Genomic DNA, 20,454 nt, shown 5'->3' on the forward strand with positions numbered 1-20,454 from the left:
GCAGGTCAGTCGTACTTCCGGCTGGTGCGCATCAGCTCCGGCGTGCCGATCACCTCGTTGAGCGCATCGAAGTCCAGCATCTGCGGCCGCCACGGCTGCGTGGTGCGGTGCCGGTGCAGGCTCGCGTAGTAGCCCTGCAGCGTGTGCACCACCGCGCGCGCGGTGCCGCCCGGAAAGATCGCGATGCGAAAGCCGTGCTTCTGCAGCGCGTCCGCATCCTGGATCGGCGTCTTGCCGCCTTCGACCATGTTGGCGAGCAGCGGCACGCGGTCGCCGAAGCGCTGGCAGGCGGCGTCCATCTGCTCGGGCGAGCGCAGCGCCTCGATGAAGAGCGCGTCCACGCCGCAGGCCAGATACGCCTCGGCACGGTCGAGCGCGGCCTCCAGCCCTTCGACCGCCACCGCATCGGTGCGCGCGAGGATCAGCGTGTCGCCCGAGGTGCGCGCGTCCAGCGCGGCCTTGAGCTTGCCGACCATCTCGCGCTCGGGCACCACGGCCTTGCCGTCGAGGTGGCCGCAGCGCTTGGGGAAGGTCTGGTCCTCGATCTGCACCATGGCCGCGCCCGCGCGCTCGAAACCGCGCACGGTGCGCTGGGTGTTGAGCGCGTTGCCGAAGCCGGTGTCGGCATCGACGATCACCGGCAGGCTCACGCGTTCGGTGATGCGCGCCAGCACGTCGGCCACCTCGGTGAAGGTGGTGAGGCCGATGTCGGAGCGGCCGAGCCGCGTGTAGGCGATGGAGGCGCCCGAGAGGTACAGCGCCTCGAAGCCGGCCTGCTCGGCCACGAGCGCGCTGAGCGCGTCGTACACGCCGGGTGCGAGCACGATGTCCTTGCGCGCGAGCCGGGTCTTGAAGGAGGGGTTCGTCATTGGGACGCTTTCGTCGATTGGATCAGCGCGGCAGCCGTGCGCGCCGCGATGTAGCCGCCGGCCACCGCGCTCAGCAGGCCGTTGCCGGAAAGATAGCCCCACACCGCATCGCCGGAAACGCCGCCCGCCGCGCCACCGGCGGCGAACAGGTTGGCGAAGGGCGTGCCGTCGCGGCGCAGCACGCGCATGTCGGGCGCGGTGTCGAGGCCGCCCTGGGTGTGGAACAGCGCGCCCGTGACCTTCACTGCGAAGTACGGCGCTTCGAGTGCGCGTGCGAACACGCGGCCATCGGGCGGTGGCGTGCTGGCGCGCATGGCGTCGAGCGCGCCTTGCAGCACGGAAGGCTCGCAGCCGATGCAGTCCGCCAGCGCAGCCACCGATTCGCAGCGGCGCAGCGCGCCCGCCGCCTCGGCCTCGCGGAAGTCGGGAAAGCCCCGCGCCAGCGCAAGCAGCGGCGCGTCGAACACGTTCCACGCAATGCCGCCCGGCTGTGCGAGCACGTGCACGGCGGCTTCCGAGTAGCCCTGTGTCTCGTCGTGGAAGCGCCGGCCCTCGCAGTTGAGCTGCACGCCGCCTTCCATCATCACGGCCCACGACATCAGCGCGCCTTGCGGCGTGACCCACGAGCCGTGGCCCTGGTAGCCGCCGAGGTCGCGCAGACGTGCGCCCAGTGCTTCGCCCCAGAGGATCGCGCTGCCGTCGTTGCCGGCGTGGCCGCCGAAGGTGGCTTCGGCCATCTCGGGCAGCAGCGCGCGGACCATTTCCGGATTGCCGCCGAAGCCGTTGCAGGCGAGCAGCAGTGCGTCGCAGCCCAGCGTTTCGCGGCTGCCATCGGGTCGCAAGCAGTCGATGCCGATCACGTGGTCTTCGGCGTCGAGCACCAGCGTGTCGACCAGCGCCTGCGTCAGCACGGGAATGCCCGCTGCCTCGACGGCCGCCTGCAAGGCAGCCATCAGCGACGCGCCGGTCTTCTGCGGCAGCGAATGCATCCGATGAACGCTGTGGCCTGGATAGAGAAAGCCGTCGAGCAGCATCCATTGCAGGCCGTGCTGTTCCTGCAACGCGTCGAGCGCCGGGCCGATGGAAGCCGCATAGGCCTCGACCAGCGCAGGCGCCGCACGGCCGTGGGCCTTGGCCTGGATGTCGGCGGCAAAGCGCTCGGCACCGTCGCCCTGCACCCCATGCGCCCGCTGCGTGCGCGTGCCGGGCGCGGGGATGAAGCCTGACGACAGCGCGGTCGAGCCGCTGGGCAGCGCGTCGCGCTCGAGCACCAGGCAGTCCACGCCCGCATCGGACAGCATCAGCGCGGCCGTGAGCCCGCACGCGCCGCCACCGACGACGGCCACCGGCACGTGCACGTCGGCCCCGACCTCCGTCGCGCGGCGGATGAGCCGCGAAGGGTTTCCAGTCATGCGAGCGAAGCGGTGAAGGCCGCGCAGTCGGTCACCTCGGCCACGTTGCGCATGTCGGCCAGCGAGGTCTGGTGGCGCTCTTCGCCGAAGGCCGCGCAGCCGTCGGCGAGCACCAGCGTGCGGTAGTCGCGCATGTGGGCATCGCGCACCGTGCTGGCCACGCCGCCGTTGGTCACGATGCCGCACACGGCCACGGTGTCGATGCCCGCGCGGCGCAGCACCCAGTCGAGCTGCGTGTTGAAGAAGGCGGAGTACGCGACCTTGCTGACCGTCACGTCGACCAGCCCGGCCAGCGCCTCGACGTTGGCCTGGCCCCAGCTGCCGGGCGCGAAGTCGCCCTTCTTCAGGTAGGGGCGCAGCGCCTTCAGGTGCGGCGACACCATCGGCTCGCCAGCCGCGTCGGGCCACAACGTGAATTGGCTGGCCACCACGAGGCCGCCCGCGGCCTTGAGCGCACGCGCCACCGCGGCCACGCGGGACGGCAGCAGCAGCGCGGGCGGATTGGTGTCGCCGCCGCGCGCATAGGCGCCCTTGGCATCGAGAAAGTCGTTCTGCAGGTCGATGACGACCAGCGCCGTCCTCGCTGCAACAGGCTTCGCCTCCGCGCTCATGACAGCCTCACCAGCAGGTTGCCGTGCGCGTCGACCTCGGCATGGAAGCCGGGTTCGAGCCACACGGTGGTGTCGGCCTGCTCGAGGATCGCAGGGCCTTCGATGCGCGCGGCCACCGGCAGTTCGAGCCGTGCGTAGCGCACGGCCTCGTGCCACCGGCCGTCGTGGAACACGCGCTGCGTGCCCAGCGGCGCAGTGCTGCCCTGCCCTTCGGGTGCCAGCACCTTCAGGTCGAACTTGGGCCGCACGCCGATGCGCGCGTAGCGCAGGTTCATCACGCGGATCGGGATGCCGTCGAGCACGCGGCCGAAGGCGGCCATATAGCTGGCCTCGAAAGCCGCGCGGATCGACGCGGCCGTGACCGGCGCCTGGCCCGCATCGGCGAGCACCACGGGCAGCGTGTGCGTCTGGCCGGCGTAGAGCATGTCGAGCGCGATCACCTCGCGCACTTCGTCGAAGCGCACGCCCGAGGAGTCGAGGCGCTGCTGGCAGGCCGCCGAGAGTTCGTCGATGCGGCGCTGCAAGTCGGCCACGTCGAGTTCGGCGAGCGGCCTGTTGAGGGTCTGCACCGCGTCGTGGCGCATGTCGGCGATCACGCAGCCCAGGGCGGAGGTCACGCCGGGATAGCGCGGCACGATGCCGGTGGCCACGCCCACCTCGCGCATCATCGCGCACACATGCAGCGCACCGCCGCCGCCGAAGGGCATGTAGGCAAAGCGGCGCGGATCGTGCCCGCGCTCGATCGACACGAGGCGGATCGCGCCTGCCATGCGTGCATTGGCCACCGTCAGGATCGCCTCGGCCGCAGCGTGCACGCCGAGGCCCAGCGGGCGCGCGACGTGCTCCTCGATGGCCTGCCGCGACTTCTGCGCATCGAGCGCCGCGAGCAGCCCGCCACCGAGCGGCCGGTCGGCGGCGATGCGGCCGAGCAGCACGTTCGCATCCGTCACGGTCGGGCGCATGTTGCCGCGCCCATAGCACGCCGGTCCCGGCACGCTGCCGGCGGACTCGGGGCCGACCTGCAGCATGCCGCTCGCATCCACGGAAGCGATGGAGCCGCCGCCGGCGCCGATGGTCTCGATCTGGATCATCGGCGAGCGGATCACCATGCCGAACTCGATGGCGGTCTGCGCGGCCAGCGCGGCCTCGCCGTTGGCCACCAGCGACACGTCGAACGAGGTGCCGCCCATGTCGCCGGTGATCGCGTTCGGAAAACCCGCCGCGCGCGCAATGGCGGCGCAGGCGATCACGCCGGCCGCCGGGCCCGACAGCGCGGTGCGCACCGGCAGGTCGCTCGCGGTCTGGCGCGACATCACGCCGCCGTTGCTCTGCACCACCAGCAGCTCGCCCGCGAAGCCCTGCGCGCGCAGGTCGGCTTCGAGGCGGCCGAGGTAGCTGCCGACCACCGGCTGCAGCGCCGCATTGAGCGTGGCGGTCGAGCAGCGCTCGAACTCGCGGATCTCGGGCAGCACTTCGCTGGCCGAGGTGACGTGCGGGTTGGGCCAGAGTTCGCGCACGGCCGCCACGGCGAGCCGTTCGTTCTCGGGGTTGGCGTAGGTGTTGATGAAGAACACGCACACCGCTTCGCAGCCCGCTTCGAGCAGCGAGCGCGCCTCGGCGCGCACCTGTTCCAGGTCGACCGGCGTGTGCAGCGTGCCGTCGGCCAGCACGCGCTCGTCGACTTCGCGGCGCAGGTCGCGCGGCACCACGGGCGCGAAGCTGCCGCGCAGGCCCCAGGTCTCGGGCCGGTCGCGGCGGCGCATCTCGAGCACGTCGCGGAAGCCGCGCGTGGTGATGATGCCGGTGCGCGCCACCTTGCGTTCGAGCAGCGCGTTGGTGCCGACGGTGGTGCCGTGCACGATGGTGGCGATGGCCGCGGCCGAATCGGCCACGCGCGCCACGCCGTTCATGAAGCCGCGCGCTTCCTCGCCGCGCGTGGAGGGCACCTTGACGATGCGCGCGCTGCCGTTGGCCTCGTCGAGCACGAACAGGTCGGTGAAAGTGCCGCCGACATCGACGCCGACGACAAGGGATTTGCTTGTGGAGCTCATTCGGATGCTTTCTGCTTGCTGCCGGCAGCGGCCGTGGCGTAGCCCATGGCGGCATCGGCTTCGCGCTGCGAAGCGGGGCGCTCGCCGGCCCGGCCCCAGCCGCCGCCGCCGGGCGTTTCGAGCCGCACGCGCTCGCCGCGCGCGAGCCGGATGCCGCGCATCTTCGACACCATGGGCGGCGTGTGCCACTCGCCCGCGTTCTCGTAGCGGAACACGTTGAGGGCGCCCGGGCCGCCGCCCGCGATGCCCTTGGGCGGCGAGGTGCCGCGCTCGCCGAAGACGAACACCTCGGCGTCCTTCTCGAGCAGTTCGATCTCGTAGACGGCGCCCAAACCGCCGCGATGCCGGCCGTCGCCGCCCGAGTCGGCGCGCAGCGACCATTCGGTGAAGCGCACGGGGTACGCGGCCTCGAGGATCTCGAGCGGCGGAATCGTCGCGGTCGAGATCGGCGCGTTGCCGTGCGACAGGCCGTCGCCGCCCGAATGGCCGCCGTGCCCGCCGCCGAAGAAGCTGAACATCACCCAGCGCTGACCTTCGCGGCCCTTGTCGCTGCGGTGGCCCGCAATCGACAGCGCGTTGATGGTGCCGTAGGCCTGCGCCACGGCGCGCGTGGGGTCGGCCTGCGCGGCGGCGCTGAAGATCACGTCGATCATGCGCAGGATGGTCTCGGTGTAGCCGCCGACCGGGCGCGGGCGCTCGGCGCTGATCACCAGCCGGTCCGGAATCACGAAGTCCACCGCGTCGAGCACGCCGGCGTTCGCGGGCACGTCGGGGAACAGGTGCTTGAGCGCGACGTAGCAGGCCGCGACCGCCGTGGCGCGCGAGATGTTCACCGGGCCGGCGCATTGCGGCGAGGTGCGCGAGAAGTCGAGCGTGAGCCGGTCGCCGGCCACCGTCATGTCGAGCGCGATGGTGAGCGGCTCGTTCGTGATGCCGTCGTTGTCGAGCACATCCTCGAAGCTGTAGCGGCCATCGGGCAGCGAGGCGATGTGCGCGCGCATGAGGCGCAGCGCGCGGCTGCGCAGCTCGCCCAGCGCATTCAGCACCAGGCCGTCGCCGTATTCGTCGAGCAGGCCGTGCAGGCGCTTGGCACCGAGCTCCAGCGCGGCGAGCTGGCCGTTGAGGTCGCCCCAGAGGCTGTCGGGCAGGCGCGTGTTGGCCTGCAGGATGGCGAGCACGTCGGCATCGAGCACGCCGCCCTGCACGATGCGCACCGGCGGGATCTGCACCGCCTCCTGCCAGCACTCGGTGGCGGCCGGGTTGTAGTTGCCGGGCACCGCGCCGCCCACGTCGTGCCAGTGCGCGGCCGAGGCCATGTAGCAATACAGCTTGCCGTTGCGGAAGAAGGGCTTGACCAGCTTGAAGTCATTGGCGTGCGTGCCGCCGTCGTAGGCGTCGTTGCTGATCCAGATGTCGCCGTCCTTCATGCCGCCGCGCGGCGCGGCCGCCTTGGCGGTGGCGCGCACCGCGAAGGCCATGGCGCCCACGAACACCGGCAGGCCCGACTTGCCCTGCACCAGCGTGTCGCCGGTCGTGGCGTCGTACAGGCCGTGGCAGGCGTCGTGCGCCTCGGCAATGATGGGGTTGAACGCGCTGCGGTAGAGCGTGGCGTCCATCTCGTCGGCCACCTGTTCGAGGCGGCCGCGCAGCACGGCGAGCGTGACGGGGTCGAGGGTGTCGTTCATGTTCAGTCCACTTTCGCGCCGCTGGTCTTGACGACCTTGGCCCATTTGTCGATCTCGCGCTTCACGTGCGCGGCGAATTCCGCCTGGGTGGAGCCCACCGGCTCGGCGCCCAGCGCCGTCAGCTTCTCGCGCACGTCGGGCAGCTTCAGGATGCGCTGCACCTCGGCCGAGAGCTTGTCCACCACGGGCTGCGGCGTGCCCTTGGGCGCGAACAGGCCCGACCATGCATCGGCGTAGAAGCCCGGGTAGGTCTCTGCAATGGTCGGCAAGTCGGGCAGCGACGGCGCGCGGCGCAGGCTGGTGAGCGCAATGGCGCGCAGCTTGCCGGCCTTGACATGCGGCAGCGCCGAAGGCAGGCCGTCGACCATCATCTGCACCTGCCCCGCGAGCAGGTCCGACACGGCCGGCGCGCTGCCCTTGTAGGGCACGTGCGCGATGTCGACGCCGGCCTCGGACTTGAGCATTTCCATGCCCAGGTGCGCGGCCGTGCCGTTGCCGAGCGAGGCGTAGTTGAGCTTGCCGGGCTCCTTCCTCGCGAGCGCCACGAGCTCGGCCAGATTCTTCGCCGGCACCGAGGGATGCACCACCAGCACGTTGGGCACCACCGCCACCTGGCTGATGGCGACGAAGTCGGCCACCGGGTCGTAGGGCATCTTGCTGTAGAGCGAGGTGTTGATCGCATGCGAGCCGGTCACGCCCATCACCAGCGTGTAGCCGTCGGCCGGCGCCTTGGCGACGAGGTCGGAGCCGACATTGCCGCCCGCGCCCGCACGGTTGTCGACCACCACCGGCTGGCCCCAGTGCTCGCCCATCTTCACGGCGACCAGGCGCGCCGCCGCGTCGGTGGCGCCGCCGGGCGGGAACGGCACGACGATGCGGATCGCCTTGTTCGGAAAGTCGCCCGCCTGCGCGGCGGCGGCGAGCGGCAGGCAGACGAGGAGCAGCGTGCTCGCGAGATGGCGCAGGAGTTTCATGGTGGGTAGGTGGTGAGAGTGGTGAGTGGTTCAGGCGGCGGCAAGCTGCTGCCACAGCTCGCGGAGGCTGGCGCCGGCGGGCGCGTCCAGCACGCCCTCGCAGAACCGCGCGGCCTTCGGGCCCGCCACGCTGTGCGCGGCGTAGTGCGCGAACTTGGCGACGAGTGCCGCGCGGTCGAGCGGATGGGCGGCATCGCCAGCGATGGTCCCGACGGTTTCCTCGTGCGTGCCACCCGAGTGCGACACCTGGAGCGTGGCGCCGCGCTGCTTGCGCGCCGTCAGGCCGGCATCGGTTTCGAGCACGACCAGGGCTTCGAGCCGCCGCAGCTCGGCATCGTCGAAGCGCGGCGCGGCATAGGCCGAGGGATCGACATCGCCGAAGCGCAGCATCGCCGCGACGCCGAAAGACAGGCTGAACTGCGCCTGGATCGGCGTGCGCGGCGCGCGGTTGCCGCAGTAGACGATGGCCTCTTCGTATATCTTGAGCACGATGCCCTGGATGCCGGTGGTGTCCCGGACCAGCTGCTCGCGGATCCGGCGCGCGGCGGTGGCGCCGTAGTGCACGTGGCGCACGGCCGCGAAGGGCTTGAGGTAGGCATCGCGCAGCAGCAAGGTCGCCGCATCGGGCAGCGGCTGCGCGGTCGCGGCCGAGTGCGCGTGCGCGTAGTGCGCCAGCGCACCATCGGGCGCGTCGATGCCCGCCGCGCTCGCAAGGGCCGCCTGCAGCCCCAGCGATGCGCTGTGGCCGAGGTAGGTGTTGCGCGCGGTGCGGCCCTGCTGCACCGGCAGGTAGAGGCTGGTCGGGAGCTGGCAGGCCGCGATGTCGATGGCCTGCACGATGCCCGCCGGCGGCAGCGCGAGCAGGCGCGCCACGCCGGCCGCCACGCCCAGCGCGGGCCAGTTGGCATCGACATGCATGCCGGGCCGGATGCGCAGCCAGGCGCCGCAGCGCGCGCCGACCTCGTAGCCGAGCACGAAGGCATCGATGAACTCGCCGAGGCTGGCACCGCGCCGCAGTGCGAGCGGCAGCAGCGCCGCCACCAGGGGCACGCCGGGCCGGCCGTGCGCAAGTGCATGGCCCTCGCAGGCCTCGTCCCAGGTCGCGGCCATGGCCAGCACCTGCGCGGCGGCCTGCACCGCCATCGGCGGGCCGCCGGGAAAGGAAAAGTCGCCGGGTTCGCAGGCCGCGAGCGCGGCTTCGAGGCGCTGCACTTCGCTCGCGTGCCGGCCCGCGAGCGCGCAGCCGACGGTATCGGCCAACAGACGCCGCGCCTGCAGCGCGGCCTCGGCAGTTGCCGGCTGCGCCGCGTGCAGCGCCACCGTGGCCTGCAGCACCGCGCGTTGCGGATCGCGTTCAGTGCTGTGCATCGGCTTCTTTCTTGGCGGCCATGCGCTGGCGCAGCAGCCGCAGCAGGCCGCCGGCGTCGACCATCTCCATCAGGAAGCCCGGCACGGGCTCGCAGGCGAGCGTGCGCGCGCCGGTGGTGCGCACCGCGGGCGTGCGGGTGTCGAGCGCAATGCGCTCGCCGTCCTGCAACGACTCGGCCTCGGCGCAGGTCAGGAGCAGCAGGCCCACGTTGAAGGCATTGCGGAAATACAGGCCGCTGTACGAGGGCGCGATCACCGCCGCCACGCCCAGCTGAACGAGCACGGCGGCCGCCTGCTCGCGCGAGGAGCCGATGCCGAAGTTCGGGCCCGCCACGATCACGTCGCCGGGGCGCACGTCGCGCGCGAAATCGGGGCGGACGGCTTCGAGGCAATGCTTCGCGATGACGTCGATGCCGTGCTTCATCGCATGGCCGGGCGCGAGCGCATCGGTGTCGACGTCGGCGCCCAGGCGCCACACCCGGTGCGGGCGGTGCAGGGTTTGCGCGGTCATGCGAGCACCTCGCGCGGGTCGGTCACGCAGCCGCGCAGTGCGGCCGCGGCCACCGTGTAGGGCGAGCCCAGGTACACCTGCGCGGTCGGCGAGCCCATGCGGCCCTTAAAGTTGCGTGCCGTGGTCGAGATCACCGTGACGCCGTCGCCCATCGGATCGCCGTAGCCCGAGCAGGCGCCGCAGGCGGTCGGAAAGAGTTCGGCACCGGCGTCCATCAGCACCTGCAGCACGCCCTCTTCGCGCGCCCGCTCCTGGTCGTGCAGGCTGGCCGGCGCCACGATCAGGCGGATGCCCGCCGCCACCTTGTGTCCGCGCAGCACCTGGGCCGCGGCGCGCAGGTCGTCGAGCTTGGCGCCGGTGCAGGCGCCGATGTAGGCCACGTCGACATGCGTGCCCAGGTACCGGCTCACGCCGTGCGCATTGGCCGGGCTGTGCGGCGCGGCGACGTAGGGCTCGAGCGCGGCGGCGTCGAAGCGGTGGTGCGTGAGCACGGCGCCTTCGTCGGTGAACCACGGCGCCATGTCGACCGGCGGGGCGCCGGCTTGCGCAAGGAACGCGGCGGTGGTGGCGTCGGGCGCGATCAGGCCGGCCTGCGCACCCAGCTCGGCGCTCATGTTGGAGAGCGTCATGCGCTCCTGCATCGACAGCGCGGCGACCGCCGGGCCGGCGAACTCCACCGCCTGGTAGCGCCCGCCGTTCATGCCGAAGCGGCCGATCATGTGCAGCATCATGTCCTTGGCGGTCACGCCGGCGGGCAGCGCGCCGTCCCACCACATGCGAATGGTTTCCGGCACGCGCAGCCAGATCTCGCCGGTGACCATCACGCCCAGCATCTCGGTGCTGCCGATGCCGAACATGTAGGCGCCGAATGCGCCGCCCGTGGGCGAATGCGAGTCGCCGCCCACGCACAGCATGCCGGGGCGGATGTGGCCATGCTGCGGCACCACCACGTGGCAGATGCCCTGGCTGTCGTACACGTGCGGCAGCTGCTGGTCGCGCGCCCAGTCGCGCGCAATGCGCACGATGCGGCGCGAGTCGTCGTCGCGCTCGGGCACGTAGTGGTCCATGACGAGCACCACGCGGGACCGGTCCCAGATCTGCGCGCCGAGCTCCTCGAGCATCGGCTGCAGCCGGCGCGGACCGGAGGAGTCGTGGAACATGGCCATGTCGACGCCGCAGGTCACGATCTCGCCCACCGCCACCTGCGCGCGGCCGCTGGCGCGCGCGATGAGCTTCTGCGCCAGCGTCTGCGCCGGCGCGCGGCCTGGAGCGTTGGATGTCATTCCGGCTTGGCTCCCGAGAACTTGACGACCTTGGCCCAGCGCGTGATCTCGCTCTGCACGAAGGCGGAGAACTGCTCGGACGAGTTGCCCACCGGTATCGCGCCCTCGGTTTCGAGGCGCTGGCGCATGTCGGCCTGCTGCAGCGCATGGCGCGCGGCATCGCCGACCTGCTTCACACGCTCCGCCGGCATGCGGGCCGGGCCGAAGAGGCCGAACCATGCGCTCGACTCGTAGCCCGGCAGCGCCTCCGCAATGGCGGGCACCTCGGAAAAGGCCGAAAGCCGCCTGGCCGTGGTCACCCCCAGCGCCCTGAGCTTGCCGGCCTGGATGTGCGCCTTGACGTTGCCCACGGCCGCGAACATCAGCTGCACCTGGCCGGCGAGCACGTCCTGCACGGCGGGCGAGGTGCCCTTGTAGGGGATGTTGACGATGTCGACGCCCGACTGCATCTTGAAGGCCTCGCCCGCCATGTGCAGCGACGAGCCCACCGCGCCGATCGCGAAGTTGAGCTGGCCCGGCTTCGCCTTGGCGAGTGCGATGAGTTCACGCACGTCCTTCGCAGGCACCGACGGGTGCGCGACGAGGATCGAGGGCGACGTCGCCACGCAGGTGAGCGCGGTGAAGTCCTTCACCGGGTCGAAAGGCAGCGCCGGATAGAGCGTGGCATTGATCGCATGGCTGGTGAAGCTCATCAGCAGCGTGTTGCCGTCGGCTGCGGCCTTGGCCACGGCATCGGCCGCGATGTTGCCGCCCGCGCCGGGCCGGTTCTCGACGATCACCGTGCGGCCCAGCGCCGGCCCCATGCTGACGGCCAGCGAACGGGCCAGCGTGTCGGTCGAGCCGCCCGCAGGCGCACCGACGAGGATGCGCAGCGGCGCATTGCCGATTTGCGCGCGTGCGCCGCCGGCCATGGCCAGCGAGGCCATCGCGGTGGACGAAATGAGGATGTCGCGGCGTTTCATGAAGTCTCCCGGTTCATTTTTTTCGAGGGCACGTCAGAGCCCCAGGTAGGCGCGCCGCAGTTCGTCGCTGCCGAGCAGTTCGCCGGGCAGGCCCGAAAAGCGCACGCTGCCGTTCTCCAGCACGTAGGCGCGGTCCGCGATCTCGAGCGACTGGCCCACGTTCTGCTCCACCAGCAGCACCGCGAGGCCGCCATCGCGCAGTTCGCGGATCAGCGTGAACATCTCTTCCACCAGCCGCGGCGAAAGCCCGAGCGAGGGCTCGTCGAGGATCAGCAGCACGGGCTCGGCCATGAGCCCGCGCGCGATGGCCAGCATCTGCTGCTCGCCGCCGCTCATGGTGCCGGCGTGCTGCGCCATGCGTTCCTTGAGCCGCGGGAAGATGTGGAACATCTTCTCGACGTTGGCCGCGCGGCGCTCGCGCGCCCGCGTGAACGAACCGAGCTCCAGGTTCTCCAGCACGCTGAGGTTGGGAAACACCTTGCGGCCCTCGGGCACCTGGATCAGGCCGGCCTTGACCACGTCGCGGTAGTGCGCGCCACTGAGGTCCCGGCCGTCGAAGCGCACATTGCCGCTCCAGGCGGGGCACAGGCCGCAGACCATCTTGTTGAGGGTGGACTTGCCCGCGCCGTTGCTGCCGAGCAGCGCAACCATTTCGCCGGCATTCACCTGCAGGTCGACGCCGCGCAGCACCTCGACGCGGCCGTAGCCGCCGCGCAGGCCCTGGATGTCCAGCAACGCGGTCATTCGACAGCTCCCGAAGCGGCCTTGCGCAGCCGCGCCGCGGTGCCATGGCCCAGGTAGGCCTCGACGACCTTGTCGTCGGAGGTCACTTGCGCCGGGCTGCCCTCGGCAATCAGCTGGCCCTGCGCCAGCACCCACACATGCTCGGCCAGGTGCATCACCGCCTGCATCACGTGCTCGATCATCAGCACCGTGACGCCGCTGTCGGCAATGCCGCGCACCACCGGCATCATCTCGGCGATCTCCTGCGGGTTGAGGCCGGCCAGTACTTCGTCGAGCAGCAGCAGGCGCGGGCGCGTGGCCAGCGCGCGCGCCAGTTCGAGCCGCTTGCGGCCGGCCACCGTGAGGTCCGACGCGGGTTTGTCGAGCTGCGGCGCGAGGCCCACGCGCAGCGCGATGGCCTCGGCATGCGCCAGCGCCTCGCGGCGGCCGCGCAGGTGCAGGTGCGCACCGACCGCGATGTTCTCGCGCACCGTCTGCGCCGCGAAGGGCTTCACGATCTGGAAGGTGCGCGTCATGCCGAGCAGCGCATTGCGGTGCGGTTCGCGGCCCGTGATGTCCTGGTCCGCGAAACGCACGGTGCCGGCGTCGGGCTTGAGGAAGCCCGACATCAGCGCGAACAGCGTGGTCTTGCCGGCACCGTTGGGGCCGATCAGCGCGCTCAGGCTGCCCTCCTTCACCGACAGGCTGACGTCCTGCACGGCCTTCAGTCCGCCGAAGGAACGCGAGAGTCCGCCCACGGCCAGCAGCGCCTCAGTCATGGCGGCCTCCCTGCTTCGCATTCCACAGCTGCCGCACCGACAGCCCCAGCCCCGCGACGCCGCGCGGCAGGAAGATCACGATCACCACCAGCACCGTGCCGTAGATCACCATGTTGATGCCCGGCAGCTCGCCGAACAGGTTGCGCGTGAGGTCCGACAGCAGGTGCAGCACGACCGCACCCAGCACCGGGCCCCACAGCGTGCCCATGCCGCCCACGATGGCCGCCACCAGGGCCTCGACCGACACGGCCGGGCCGTAGGCGATGCCGGCGTCGATGTACTGGAACACCTGCACGTAGAAGGCGCCGGCCGCACCCATGAAGGCGGCCGAGAGGCCGATGGCCGCGAGCTTGACGCGAAACGGGTTCACGCCCACGGCGCGCGCCGCATCCTCGTTGTCGCGCACGGCCTGAAGGTAGGCGCCGAAGCGGCCGTTGCGCAGCCACCAGGTCACGAGCAGCGCCAGCACCACCATGGCCAGCACCACCCACAGGTAGCCGGCGCGCGAGGCGAACTGCAGATTCGCGGCCGATTCGCGCAGCGGCACCATCAGCCCGACACCACCGCCCGTGAAGCCGACCGACAGCGCGAGGATGCGGAACACCTCCGCGAAGGCCAGCGTGACGAGCGCGAAGTAGGAGCCCTTGAGGCCATAGCGGAAGCTGAGCGCGCCGACGAAGAGCCCGGCCAGCGCGGCGCCGGCCACGGCGAGCGGCAGCGCGGCCCAGGCGTTGATGCCGCCCTGCAGCTGCGCGATGGCCTGGATGTAGGCCCCGGTGCCGAAGAACAGCGCATGCCCGAACGAGAACTGCCCGCCGAAGCCGCCGAGGATGTTCCAGGCCTGCGCGATGAGCGTGGCATAGAGCGCCATCATCACGAAGTTCAGCGCGACGCCCGACTTCGTGACGAGCGGCACGCAGCCGGCCAGCACCGCGAAGAGCGCGATGCCCGCGAGTTGCCTGTGCGCGCTGCTCATGCCCTGGCTCCGAACATGCCCTGGGGCCGGAACAGCACCACGCCGATGAAGATCGCGAAGATGCCGATCTGCCCGAGCGATTCGCCCAGGTACAGCCCGCCGAGCGACTCGACCACGCCGACCAGCAAGCCGCCGACGAGCGCGCCGACGAAGCTGCCCATGCCGCCGAGCACGACGATGGTGAAGGCCACCAGCACGAAGCCGCCGCCCACCTGCGGGTTGACGTAGTAGGCCGGCAGCAAAAAGCAGGCCGCCGCGCCGAGGCAGGCCAGGCCGATGCCGAAGCTCATGGCGTAGACGTGGTCGACGTCGATGCCCATGAGCTTGGCGCCTTCCTTCTCCTTGGCGACCGCGCGGATGGCGCGGCCGAGGTCGGTGCGACCCATGATCCAGAAAAGAATGCCGGACACCACCAGCGCCCCCGCGAAGGCCACGAGCTTGGGCACGGCGATCATCGCGGGGCCGATGGCGACGGTGCTGAGCGAATAGGCGGTGTCGATGCTGCGCGTGTCCGACTTGAAGAACAGCAGCGCGAGGTTCTCCATGACGATGGCGATGCCGAGCGTGGCGAGCAGGATGTTCTCGTCCTTGCCGTGGCCCGCGCGGTTGATGACGATGCGCTGCAGCGCGTAGCCGAGCGCGAACATGCCGGCCACCGCGATGGGCAGCGCCATGTACGGGTCGATGCCCCAGCGCTCCTTGAGGAAGTACACCGCGTAGAGGGCCAGCATCAGGCTCGCGCCGTGCGCGAAGTTGATGATGTGCAGGACGCCGTAGATCAGCGTGAGCCCCAGCGCGATCAGTGCGTACACCGCGCCCGTCGTCAGCCCGTTCAGGACCGACGGGAAAAGAATGCCGAAATCGAACATCCCGCCTTCCGTTTCAGGCTGCGCGCAGCGGGAACACGGGATCGACCTCGCGGTAGTCGCGCGGAATGATCACCTTGATGTCGTTCTTCACCACCTGCGTCATCAACGGCTGCGCGCCCTCGTTCTGTCCGTTGACGAACTTCGTGGGGCCGTACGGCATGATGTGATTCGAGAAGGTGCTCTTCTCCAGCGCGTCGACGATGGCGGCGCGCTCGGCCGATTTCGCGCGCTCCAGCGCATCGGCCAGCAGCCACATCGAGGTGTAGGTCATGAAGACCTCGTAGCTGAAGAACTGGCCCTTGGCCTCCACGCGCTTGCGCAGCTCCTGCGAGCGCTTGTCCTTCGGGTTGAACCAGTGGTTGCAGTCGATGATGCCGTTGGCCGCGTCCGGAAACTCCTTCACGAACTTGTAGCTCGATGCGGCACCGCCCAGCACCGAGAAGATCGCCTTGGGCACCACCTTCTGCTGCTGCATGGTGCGCACCAGCAGCGCGTATTCGTTGTAGTAGTTGGCCGGGATCACGATGTCCGGGCTGATCGACTTCATGCGCAGCACGATGTTGTTGAAATCGCGCGTGGGGTTGGCGTGCTTCACCACCTCCTTCACCTCGAAGCCGTAGCCCGGCAGCTCGCGCGAGAGCAGTTGCGCGGTGCCGGCGCCGAACAGCGACTCCTCGTGAATGATCATCACGGTCTTGGCCGGGTTGCCCGCGGCCTTGTTGAGCACCAGCAGGTTGGCCATGGCCACCTCGGTCGACTTCCTGTAGCCGGGGCCGAAGCGGAAGGTGTTCTTCAGGCCGCGCTCGACGATCTGGTCGGCCACGCCCACGTCGACCACGTGCGGCAGGTTGTACTTGGCCGCCGCCTGCGTGGTCGCGAGGCAGATGGCCGAGGCGTAGGCGCCCACGATGGCGGACACGCCGGCTTCGTTCATCTTCTCGACCTCGGCCGCGCCGGTCTGCGGCTGCGATTGCGCGTCGCCCAGCAGGGCTTCGAGCTTCGCACCGCCAAGTGACTTGATGCCGCCGGCAGCGTTGATGTCCTCGATGGCCATCAGCGCGCCGAGGCGGCACTGCTGGCCCGAATAGGCCAGCGCCCCGGTGACCGGATGCAGCACGCCGACCTTGACGGTCTTGGGCTGCGCACCGGCCACGAGCGGGAAGGCGGCGGCGGTCGCCAGGGCGGCGGACTGCGACACGAAACTGCGGCGGTTCTGCATGGGGCTTTCCTTTGTCTTCAGTTGAACTTGGCTGACACGTCTTTGCTGACCCACACCTTCGCGTCAATGCCGCCCACGCGGGAGAGCTGCATTTCGTAGGTGTAGCGGTCGGGGCGGTAGAGGCCGTGCAGCCACTGCACGGGCCGCTCGTCCTCGTCGTAGATCAGCCGGCGCACCGCGAGCAGCGCGGAGCCGACCGACACGTCGAGGTGCTGCGCGATCAGGCTGTCGGCCAGCCGCGCGGAGATGGTCTGGTGCGCGCGCCCCACCTTGACGCCCGACTCCTCGAGCAGCACGAGGATGGGCTTCTTCGACAGCTCGCGGCGGCCGAAGCGGCGTGCGATGGAGTCGGGCACGTAGGTGGTGATGTGCGAGAGCGGGCCTTCCTTGGTGGAGCGCACGCGCACCGCCTTCTGCACCGGGTCGCCCAGCTGCAGCTGCAGCGCCTCGGCCACCTGGGTGGAGGCCGTGATGGTGGCCACCTCGATCACTTTCACCGAGGTGTGCAGGCCCATCGTCACCAGGTTCTCGAGCAGGCCGCGCAGATTGGCACGCTCCATGCCGTTGCCGCTGTTCGCTTCGCCCGCGAGCACGGGCGGCAGCGCGCGCGTGCGGCGGCCCGGGTTGCGCGCGATCAGGCCTTCGGAAGACAGCTGCTCGAGCGCGCGCCGCACCGTGACCCGCGCCACGTTGAACTGCGCCATGAGCGCGAGCTCGCCGGGCAGTCCCTCCGCGAAACGGCCTTCGTGCAGCTGCTCACGCAGGACCAGGTAGATCTGGTGGTACTTCGGCAAAGGCATCTGCGACATGCCTTTGATGTTTTTGCAGTTTCAATGTTCTGTCAATGGGACATTTAAAACCGCCGCATCAGAAACAGGAACGGCGCGTCGGGACTTGCCCGCCGCGCCGTTTTTGGCCGCTCGCTTGCCGCTTACAGCTTGAACGGAATCACTTCCTGCCGCTGGTCGCCCAGGCCTTCGATACCCAGCGTCATCACGTCGCCCTTCTTCAGGTAGAGCGGCGGCTTCATGCCCAGGCCCACGCCGGGCGGCGTGCCGGTGGTGATGACGTCGCCGGGCAGGAGCGTCATGAACTGGCTCAGGTAGCTCACGATCTTGGCGATGCTGAAGATCATGGTCCTGGTGCTGCCGGTCTGCATGCGCTTGCCGTTGAGGTCGAGCCACATCGACAGCTTCTGCGGGTTGGGCACTTCGTCGCGCGTCACGAGCCACGGGCCGATCGGGCCGAAGGTGTCGCAGCCCTTGCCCTTGTCCCACGTGCCGCCGCGCTCGATCTGGAACTCGCGCTCGCTCACGTCGTTGATGGTGCAGTAGCCGGCCACGAAGTTGAGCGCGTCCTTCTGCGAGACATAGCGCGCGCGCGTGCCGATGACCACGCCGAGCTCGACTTCCCAGTCGCTCTTGACCGAGTTCTTGGGCAGCATGACCGGATCGTTCGGGCCCTGGATGCAGCTGGTGGCCTTCATGAAGACCACCGGTTCCTTCGGAATCGGCAGGCCGGACTCGGCCGCATGGTCGGCGTAGTTCAGGCCGATGGCAATGAACTTGCCGACGTTGGCCACCGGGCTGCCGAAGCGCGGCTTGCCCTTGACCAGCGGCAGCTTGTCGACCTTGTGCTTGCGCAGCTTGGCAAGCGCGGCATCACCGAGCTGCTCGGGCCCGATGTCCTTGACCAGCGCGCTCAGGTCGCGCAGCTGGCCGTTGTCGTCGATGAGGCCGGGCTTTTCCTTGCCGGGGTTGCCATAGCGAACGAGTTTCATGTGGTCCTTTCTTGGGGGAGACTGATCAATAAGTGGAGCGGCCGCCGGAGAGGTCGAACACGGCGCCGGTGGAGAACGAGCAATCTTCGGTGCAGAGCCAGCCGACCATCGCGGCCACCTCCTCCACCGTGCCGAAGCGGCCCATGGGAATCTTCGAGAGCATGAACGCGATGTGCTCCGGTGTCATCTGGTCGAAGATGGCGGTCTTCACCGCCGCGGGCGTCACGCAGTTGACGCGGATGCCGGTGTCGGCCAGCTCCTTGCCGAGCGACTTGGTGAGCGCAACGACGGCGGCCTTGCTCGCACTGTAGGCGCTGGCGTTCGGGTTGCCCTCTTTCCCGGCCACGGAGGCAATGTTGACGATGCGGCCGTAGCCCTGCGCGCGCATCTGCGCCACCACCTCGCGGCAGCACAGGAACACGCCGTTGATGTTGACCTCCATCACCTGCCGCCAGTCGTCCACCGGGTAGTCCCACAGCTTGGTGTTGGGGCCGGTGATGCCGGCGCTGTTGACCAGCGCATCGATGCGCTGCGAATGCGCGAGCGTGGCCGCCATGGCCGCGGCCACGGAAGGCTGCTGCGCCACGTCGACCTTCACCGCAAAGGCCTTGGGCCCCAGTGCCGCTGCGGCCTTGCCGGCGGTGGCCTCGTCGCGGTCCCACAGCGTGACGCTGCCGCCCGATGCGATCAGCCGCTCGGCGATGCCGTAGCCCAGCCCTGCCGCGCCGCCGGTCACCACCGCGTGGCGGCCCGCGAAGTCGAGCTGGTTCATATGGTGATGCCGCCGTCGACCGTGAAGGCCTGGCCGGTGGCGAACACCGATTCGTCGCTGGCCAGGAACACCACCACGGGTGCGATTTCCTCGGCTTGCGCGAGCCGCCCCATGGGCTGGCGCGCGATGAAGGCCTTGCGCGCCGCCTCGGGGTCCTCGTTGGCATTGATGCGCTCGCCGAGCGAAGGCGTGTCGACCGTGCCCGGGCACACCGCATTGCAGCGGATGCCGCGGGCCACGAAGTCGGCCGCCACGCTCTTGGTCAGGCCCAGCACCGCGGCCTTGGTGGTGCCGTAGACGAAGCGGTTGGGCAGGCCCTTCATGCTGGAGCACACGCTCGCCATGTTGATGATGCTGCCGCTTCCTGCGGCCAGCATGCCGGGCAGCGCGGCCTGGATGGTCCAGAACTGCGCGCGCACGTTGAGGGCGAACGCGAATTCGAGGTCCTTGTCGGTGGCGTCGAGCGCGGTGCCGTTGTGCACCACGCCGGCGCAATTGAACAGCACGTCGAGCGCGGGAAGACTCTTGAAGAAGGCGCCGATCGCGTCCTTGTCGAGCACGTCGAGCCTGGCCGTGCGCACGTTGGCGACGCCGGCGTAGCGCTCGAGCAGCTTCTCGTTCACGTCGGTCGCCCACACCTGCGCGCCTTCGGCGGCCATGGCGAGCACGCTCGCGTGGCCGATGCCTTGTCCGGCCGCCGTCACGAGCACGGTCTTGCCCTTGAGTCTCATGCATGTCTCCTTGGAAGGTGGAGCACCGGCCGCTCGGCGTTCAGGGTTTGGCCCGATGGCAGCGGCGCGATGCGGATCGTATTCTGAATTGGCCTTACCACTTGTCCAATTCAGGACAACCCTTAACCACCGTCGCCGCCGTGCCGCTCCAGACCGTCGAACCCCAGCGCCTCTATCGCCAGATTGCCGACCAGCTGCGGGGGCTGATCGGCAAGGGCGAGTTCGCGGTCGGCGCGCGGCTGCCGGCCGAGCGCGACCTGGCCCAGCAGCTCGGCGTGAGCCGGCCCTCGGTGCGCGAGGCGCTGATCGCGCTCGAGGTCGAGGGCTGGGTCGAGGTTCGCACGGGCTCGGGCGTGTATGTGCTGGACCGGTCGCACCGCGCAAGCAAGCCGGTGGCGCCCACCGAATGGGGACCGCTGGAGCTGATCCGCGCGCGCCGCGTGATCGAGGGCGAGACCGCCGCCATTGCGGCTGCCGTGGGCAAGCGCAGGGACATTGACGCCATGAGCCGCGCCATCGAGACGATGCGCGGGCTCGCCGACCGCGAAATACTGCCGCTCGAAGGCGACCGCGAATTCCATGTGGCCATCGTCAACGCCAGCGGCAACGCCGTGCTGGTGGAAACGGTGCAGAGCTTCTGGGATTCGCGCAACGGCCCGATCTTCACGCGGCTGGGCGGCTACTTCGAGACGGTGGCCTCCTGGCGCTCGGCCATTGCCGAGCACGAGGCCATCCGCGACGCCGTGGCGGCGCGCGATGCCGAGGCCGCACGCGCCGCCATGCACGCCCACATGGACAACTCGCACCAGCGATTCAGCGCGAGCTGGCGCCGCGCGAAAAAAGCCTCGCCCTGATCCGCCAGCAACCTCCTCACCCCAT

20 protein-coding genes are annotated in these 20,454 nt (G+C 70.0%); 1 reads left to right on the forward strand and 19 read right to left on the reverse strand.

Translation table 11 applies throughout. The features are described 5' to 3' along the window. Positions 1 to 5: 5 nt before the first annotated feature. From EJO66_RS19610 to EJO66_RS19700, 19 genes are all read right to left on the reverse strand, one after another. A complete protein-coding gene (locus EJO66_RS19610) occupies positions 6 to 869 on the reverse strand; it encodes an isocitrate lyase/PEP mutase family protein (RefSeq protein ID WP_124959767.1) in 864 nt (287 codons plus the stop codon). Next, positions 866 to 2,281 carry an FAD-dependent oxidoreductase gene (locus EJO66_RS19615; protein WP_125965822.1) on the reverse strand — a complete coding sequence of 472 codons (1,416 nt, stop codon included), beginning with the start codon at positions 2,279 to 2,281 and terminating at the stop codon, positions 866 to 868. The genes EJO66_RS19610 and EJO66_RS19615 overlap by 4 nt, the downstream gene beginning before the upstream one ends. After that, positions 2,278 to 2,892 (reverse strand): cysteine hydrolase family protein, encoded by a 615-nt coding sequence (locus EJO66_RS19620; protein ID WP_125965823.1) that lies wholly within the window; start codon positions 2,890 to 2,892, stop codon positions 2,278 to 2,280. Before EJO66_RS19620 ends, EJO66_RS19615 begins: the two co-directional genes overlap by 4 nt. Beyond that, entirely contained in the window at positions 2,889 to 4,943 is a 2,055-nt protein-coding gene (locus EJO66_RS19625) for a hydantoinase/oxoprolinase family protein (RefSeq protein WP_125965824.1), read from the reverse strand. Before EJO66_RS19625 ends, EJO66_RS19620 begins: the two co-directional genes overlap by 4 nt. After that, the gene (locus EJO66_RS19630; RefSeq protein ID WP_125965825.1) at positions 4,940 to 6,628 is read right to left on the reverse strand and encodes a hydantoinase B/oxoprolinase family protein; all 1,689 of its coding nucleotides are present in this window, start codon (positions 6,626 to 6,628) and stop codon (positions 4,940 to 4,942) included. Before EJO66_RS19630 ends, EJO66_RS19625 begins: the two co-directional genes overlap by 4 nt. A 2-nt stretch (positions 6,629 to 6,630) precedes the next feature. Then, positions 6,631 to 7,602 (reverse strand): Bug family tripartite tricarboxylate transporter substrate binding protein, encoded by a 972-nt coding sequence (locus EJO66_RS19635; protein ID WP_125965826.1) that lies wholly within the window; start codon positions 7,600 to 7,602, stop codon positions 6,631 to 6,633. Between the two features lie 30 nt (positions 7,603 to 7,632). Beyond that, on the reverse strand, positions 7,633 to 8,970 hold the full coding sequence (locus EJO66_RS19640; protein ID WP_124959773.1) for an MmgE/PrpD family protein: 1,338 nt from the start codon (positions 8,968 to 8,970) through the stop codon (positions 7,633 to 7,635). Next, positions 8,957 to 9,481: a LeuD/DmdB family oxidoreductase small subunit gene (locus tag EJO66_RS19645; protein ID WP_124959774.1), complete on the reverse strand. Its 525-nt coding sequence runs from the start codon at positions 9,479 to 9,481 to the stop codon at positions 8,957 to 8,959. The genes EJO66_RS19640 and EJO66_RS19645 overlap by 14 nt, the downstream gene beginning before the upstream one ends. Then, positions 9,478 to 10,764 carry a 3-isopropylmalate dehydratase large subunit gene (locus tag EJO66_RS19650; protein ID WP_124959775.1) on the reverse strand — a complete coding sequence of 429 codons (1,287 nt, stop codon included), beginning with the start codon at positions 10,762 to 10,764 and terminating at the stop codon, positions 9,478 to 9,480. The genes EJO66_RS19645 and EJO66_RS19650 overlap by 4 nt, the downstream gene beginning before the upstream one ends. Next, on the reverse strand, positions 10,761 to 11,726 hold the full coding sequence (locus EJO66_RS19655) for a tripartite tricarboxylate transporter substrate binding protein (protein ID WP_125965827.1): 966 nt from the start codon (positions 11,724 to 11,726) through the stop codon (positions 10,761 to 10,763). The genes EJO66_RS19650 and EJO66_RS19655 overlap by 4 nt, the downstream gene beginning before the upstream one ends. A gap of 33 nt (positions 11,727 to 11,759) precedes the next feature. Beyond that, positions 11,760 to 12,470, reverse strand: a complete 711-nt coding sequence (locus EJO66_RS19660) for an ABC transporter ATP-binding protein (protein WP_125965828.1) — start codon at positions 12,468 to 12,470, stop codon at positions 11,760 to 11,762. Continuing rightward, positions 12,467 to 13,228, reverse strand: a complete 762-nt coding sequence (locus EJO66_RS19665; protein WP_124959778.1) for an ABC transporter ATP-binding protein — start codon at positions 13,226 to 13,228, stop codon at positions 12,467 to 12,469. Before EJO66_RS19665 ends, EJO66_RS19660 begins: the two co-directional genes overlap by 4 nt. Continuing rightward, complete coding sequence (locus EJO66_RS19670; protein ID WP_124959779.1) at positions 13,221 to 14,204, reverse strand: branched-chain amino acid ABC transporter permease; 984 nt, start codon at positions 14,202 to 14,204, stop codon at positions 13,221 to 13,223. The genes EJO66_RS19665 and EJO66_RS19670 overlap by 8 nt, the downstream gene beginning before the upstream one ends. Next, complete coding sequence (locus EJO66_RS19675) at positions 14,201 to 15,073, reverse strand: branched-chain amino acid ABC transporter permease (protein ID WP_124959780.1); 873 nt, start codon at positions 15,071 to 15,073, stop codon at positions 14,201 to 14,203. The genes EJO66_RS19670 and EJO66_RS19675 overlap by 4 nt, the downstream gene beginning before the upstream one ends. Before the next feature lie 13 nt (positions 15,074 to 15,086). Further along, positions 15,087 to 16,292, reverse strand: coding sequence for an ABC transporter substrate-binding protein (locus tag EJO66_RS19680; protein ID WP_125965829.1), 1,206 nt, complete (start codon positions 16,290 to 16,292; stop codon positions 15,087 to 15,089). Between the two features lie 17 nt (positions 16,293 to 16,309). After that, complete coding sequence (locus EJO66_RS19685) at positions 16,310 to 17,092, reverse strand: GntR family transcriptional regulator (RefSeq protein WP_124959782.1); 783 nt, start codon at positions 17,090 to 17,092, stop codon at positions 16,310 to 16,312. 131 nt (positions 17,093 to 17,223) lie between these two features. After that, on the reverse strand, positions 17,224 to 18,072 hold the full coding sequence (locus tag EJO66_RS19690; protein WP_124959783.1) for a fumarylacetoacetate hydrolase family protein: 849 nt from the start codon (positions 18,070 to 18,072) through the stop codon (positions 17,224 to 17,226). A 25-nt stretch (positions 18,073 to 18,097) separates the two neighbouring features. Continuing rightward, positions 18,098 to 18,844 (reverse strand): SDR family NAD(P)-dependent oxidoreductase, encoded by a 747-nt coding sequence (locus EJO66_RS19695; RefSeq protein WP_124959784.1) that lies wholly within the window; start codon positions 18,842 to 18,844, stop codon positions 18,098 to 18,100. Then, on the reverse strand, positions 18,841 to 19,575 hold the full coding sequence (locus EJO66_RS19700) for an SDR family oxidoreductase (RefSeq protein WP_124959785.1): 735 nt from the start codon (positions 19,573 to 19,575) through the stop codon (positions 18,841 to 18,843). The genes EJO66_RS19695 and EJO66_RS19700 overlap by 4 nt, the downstream gene beginning before the upstream one ends. A gap of 140 nt (positions 19,576 to 19,715) precedes the next feature. Here EJO66_RS19700 and EJO66_RS19705 point away from each other — a divergent pair, with 140 nt between their 5' ends. Further along, entirely contained in the window at positions 19,716 to 20,429 is a 714-nt protein-coding gene (locus EJO66_RS19705; RefSeq protein WP_125965830.1) for a FadR/GntR family transcriptional regulator, read from the forward strand. The last annotated feature ends 25 nt before the right edge of the window (positions 20,430 to 20,454 follow it).

It is taken from the genome of Variovorax beijingensis (assembly GCF_003951285.1).
GTDB classification, from domain to species: Bacteria; Pseudomonadota; Gammaproteobacteria; order Burkholderiales; family Burkholderiaceae_C; genus Variovorax; species Variovorax beijingensis.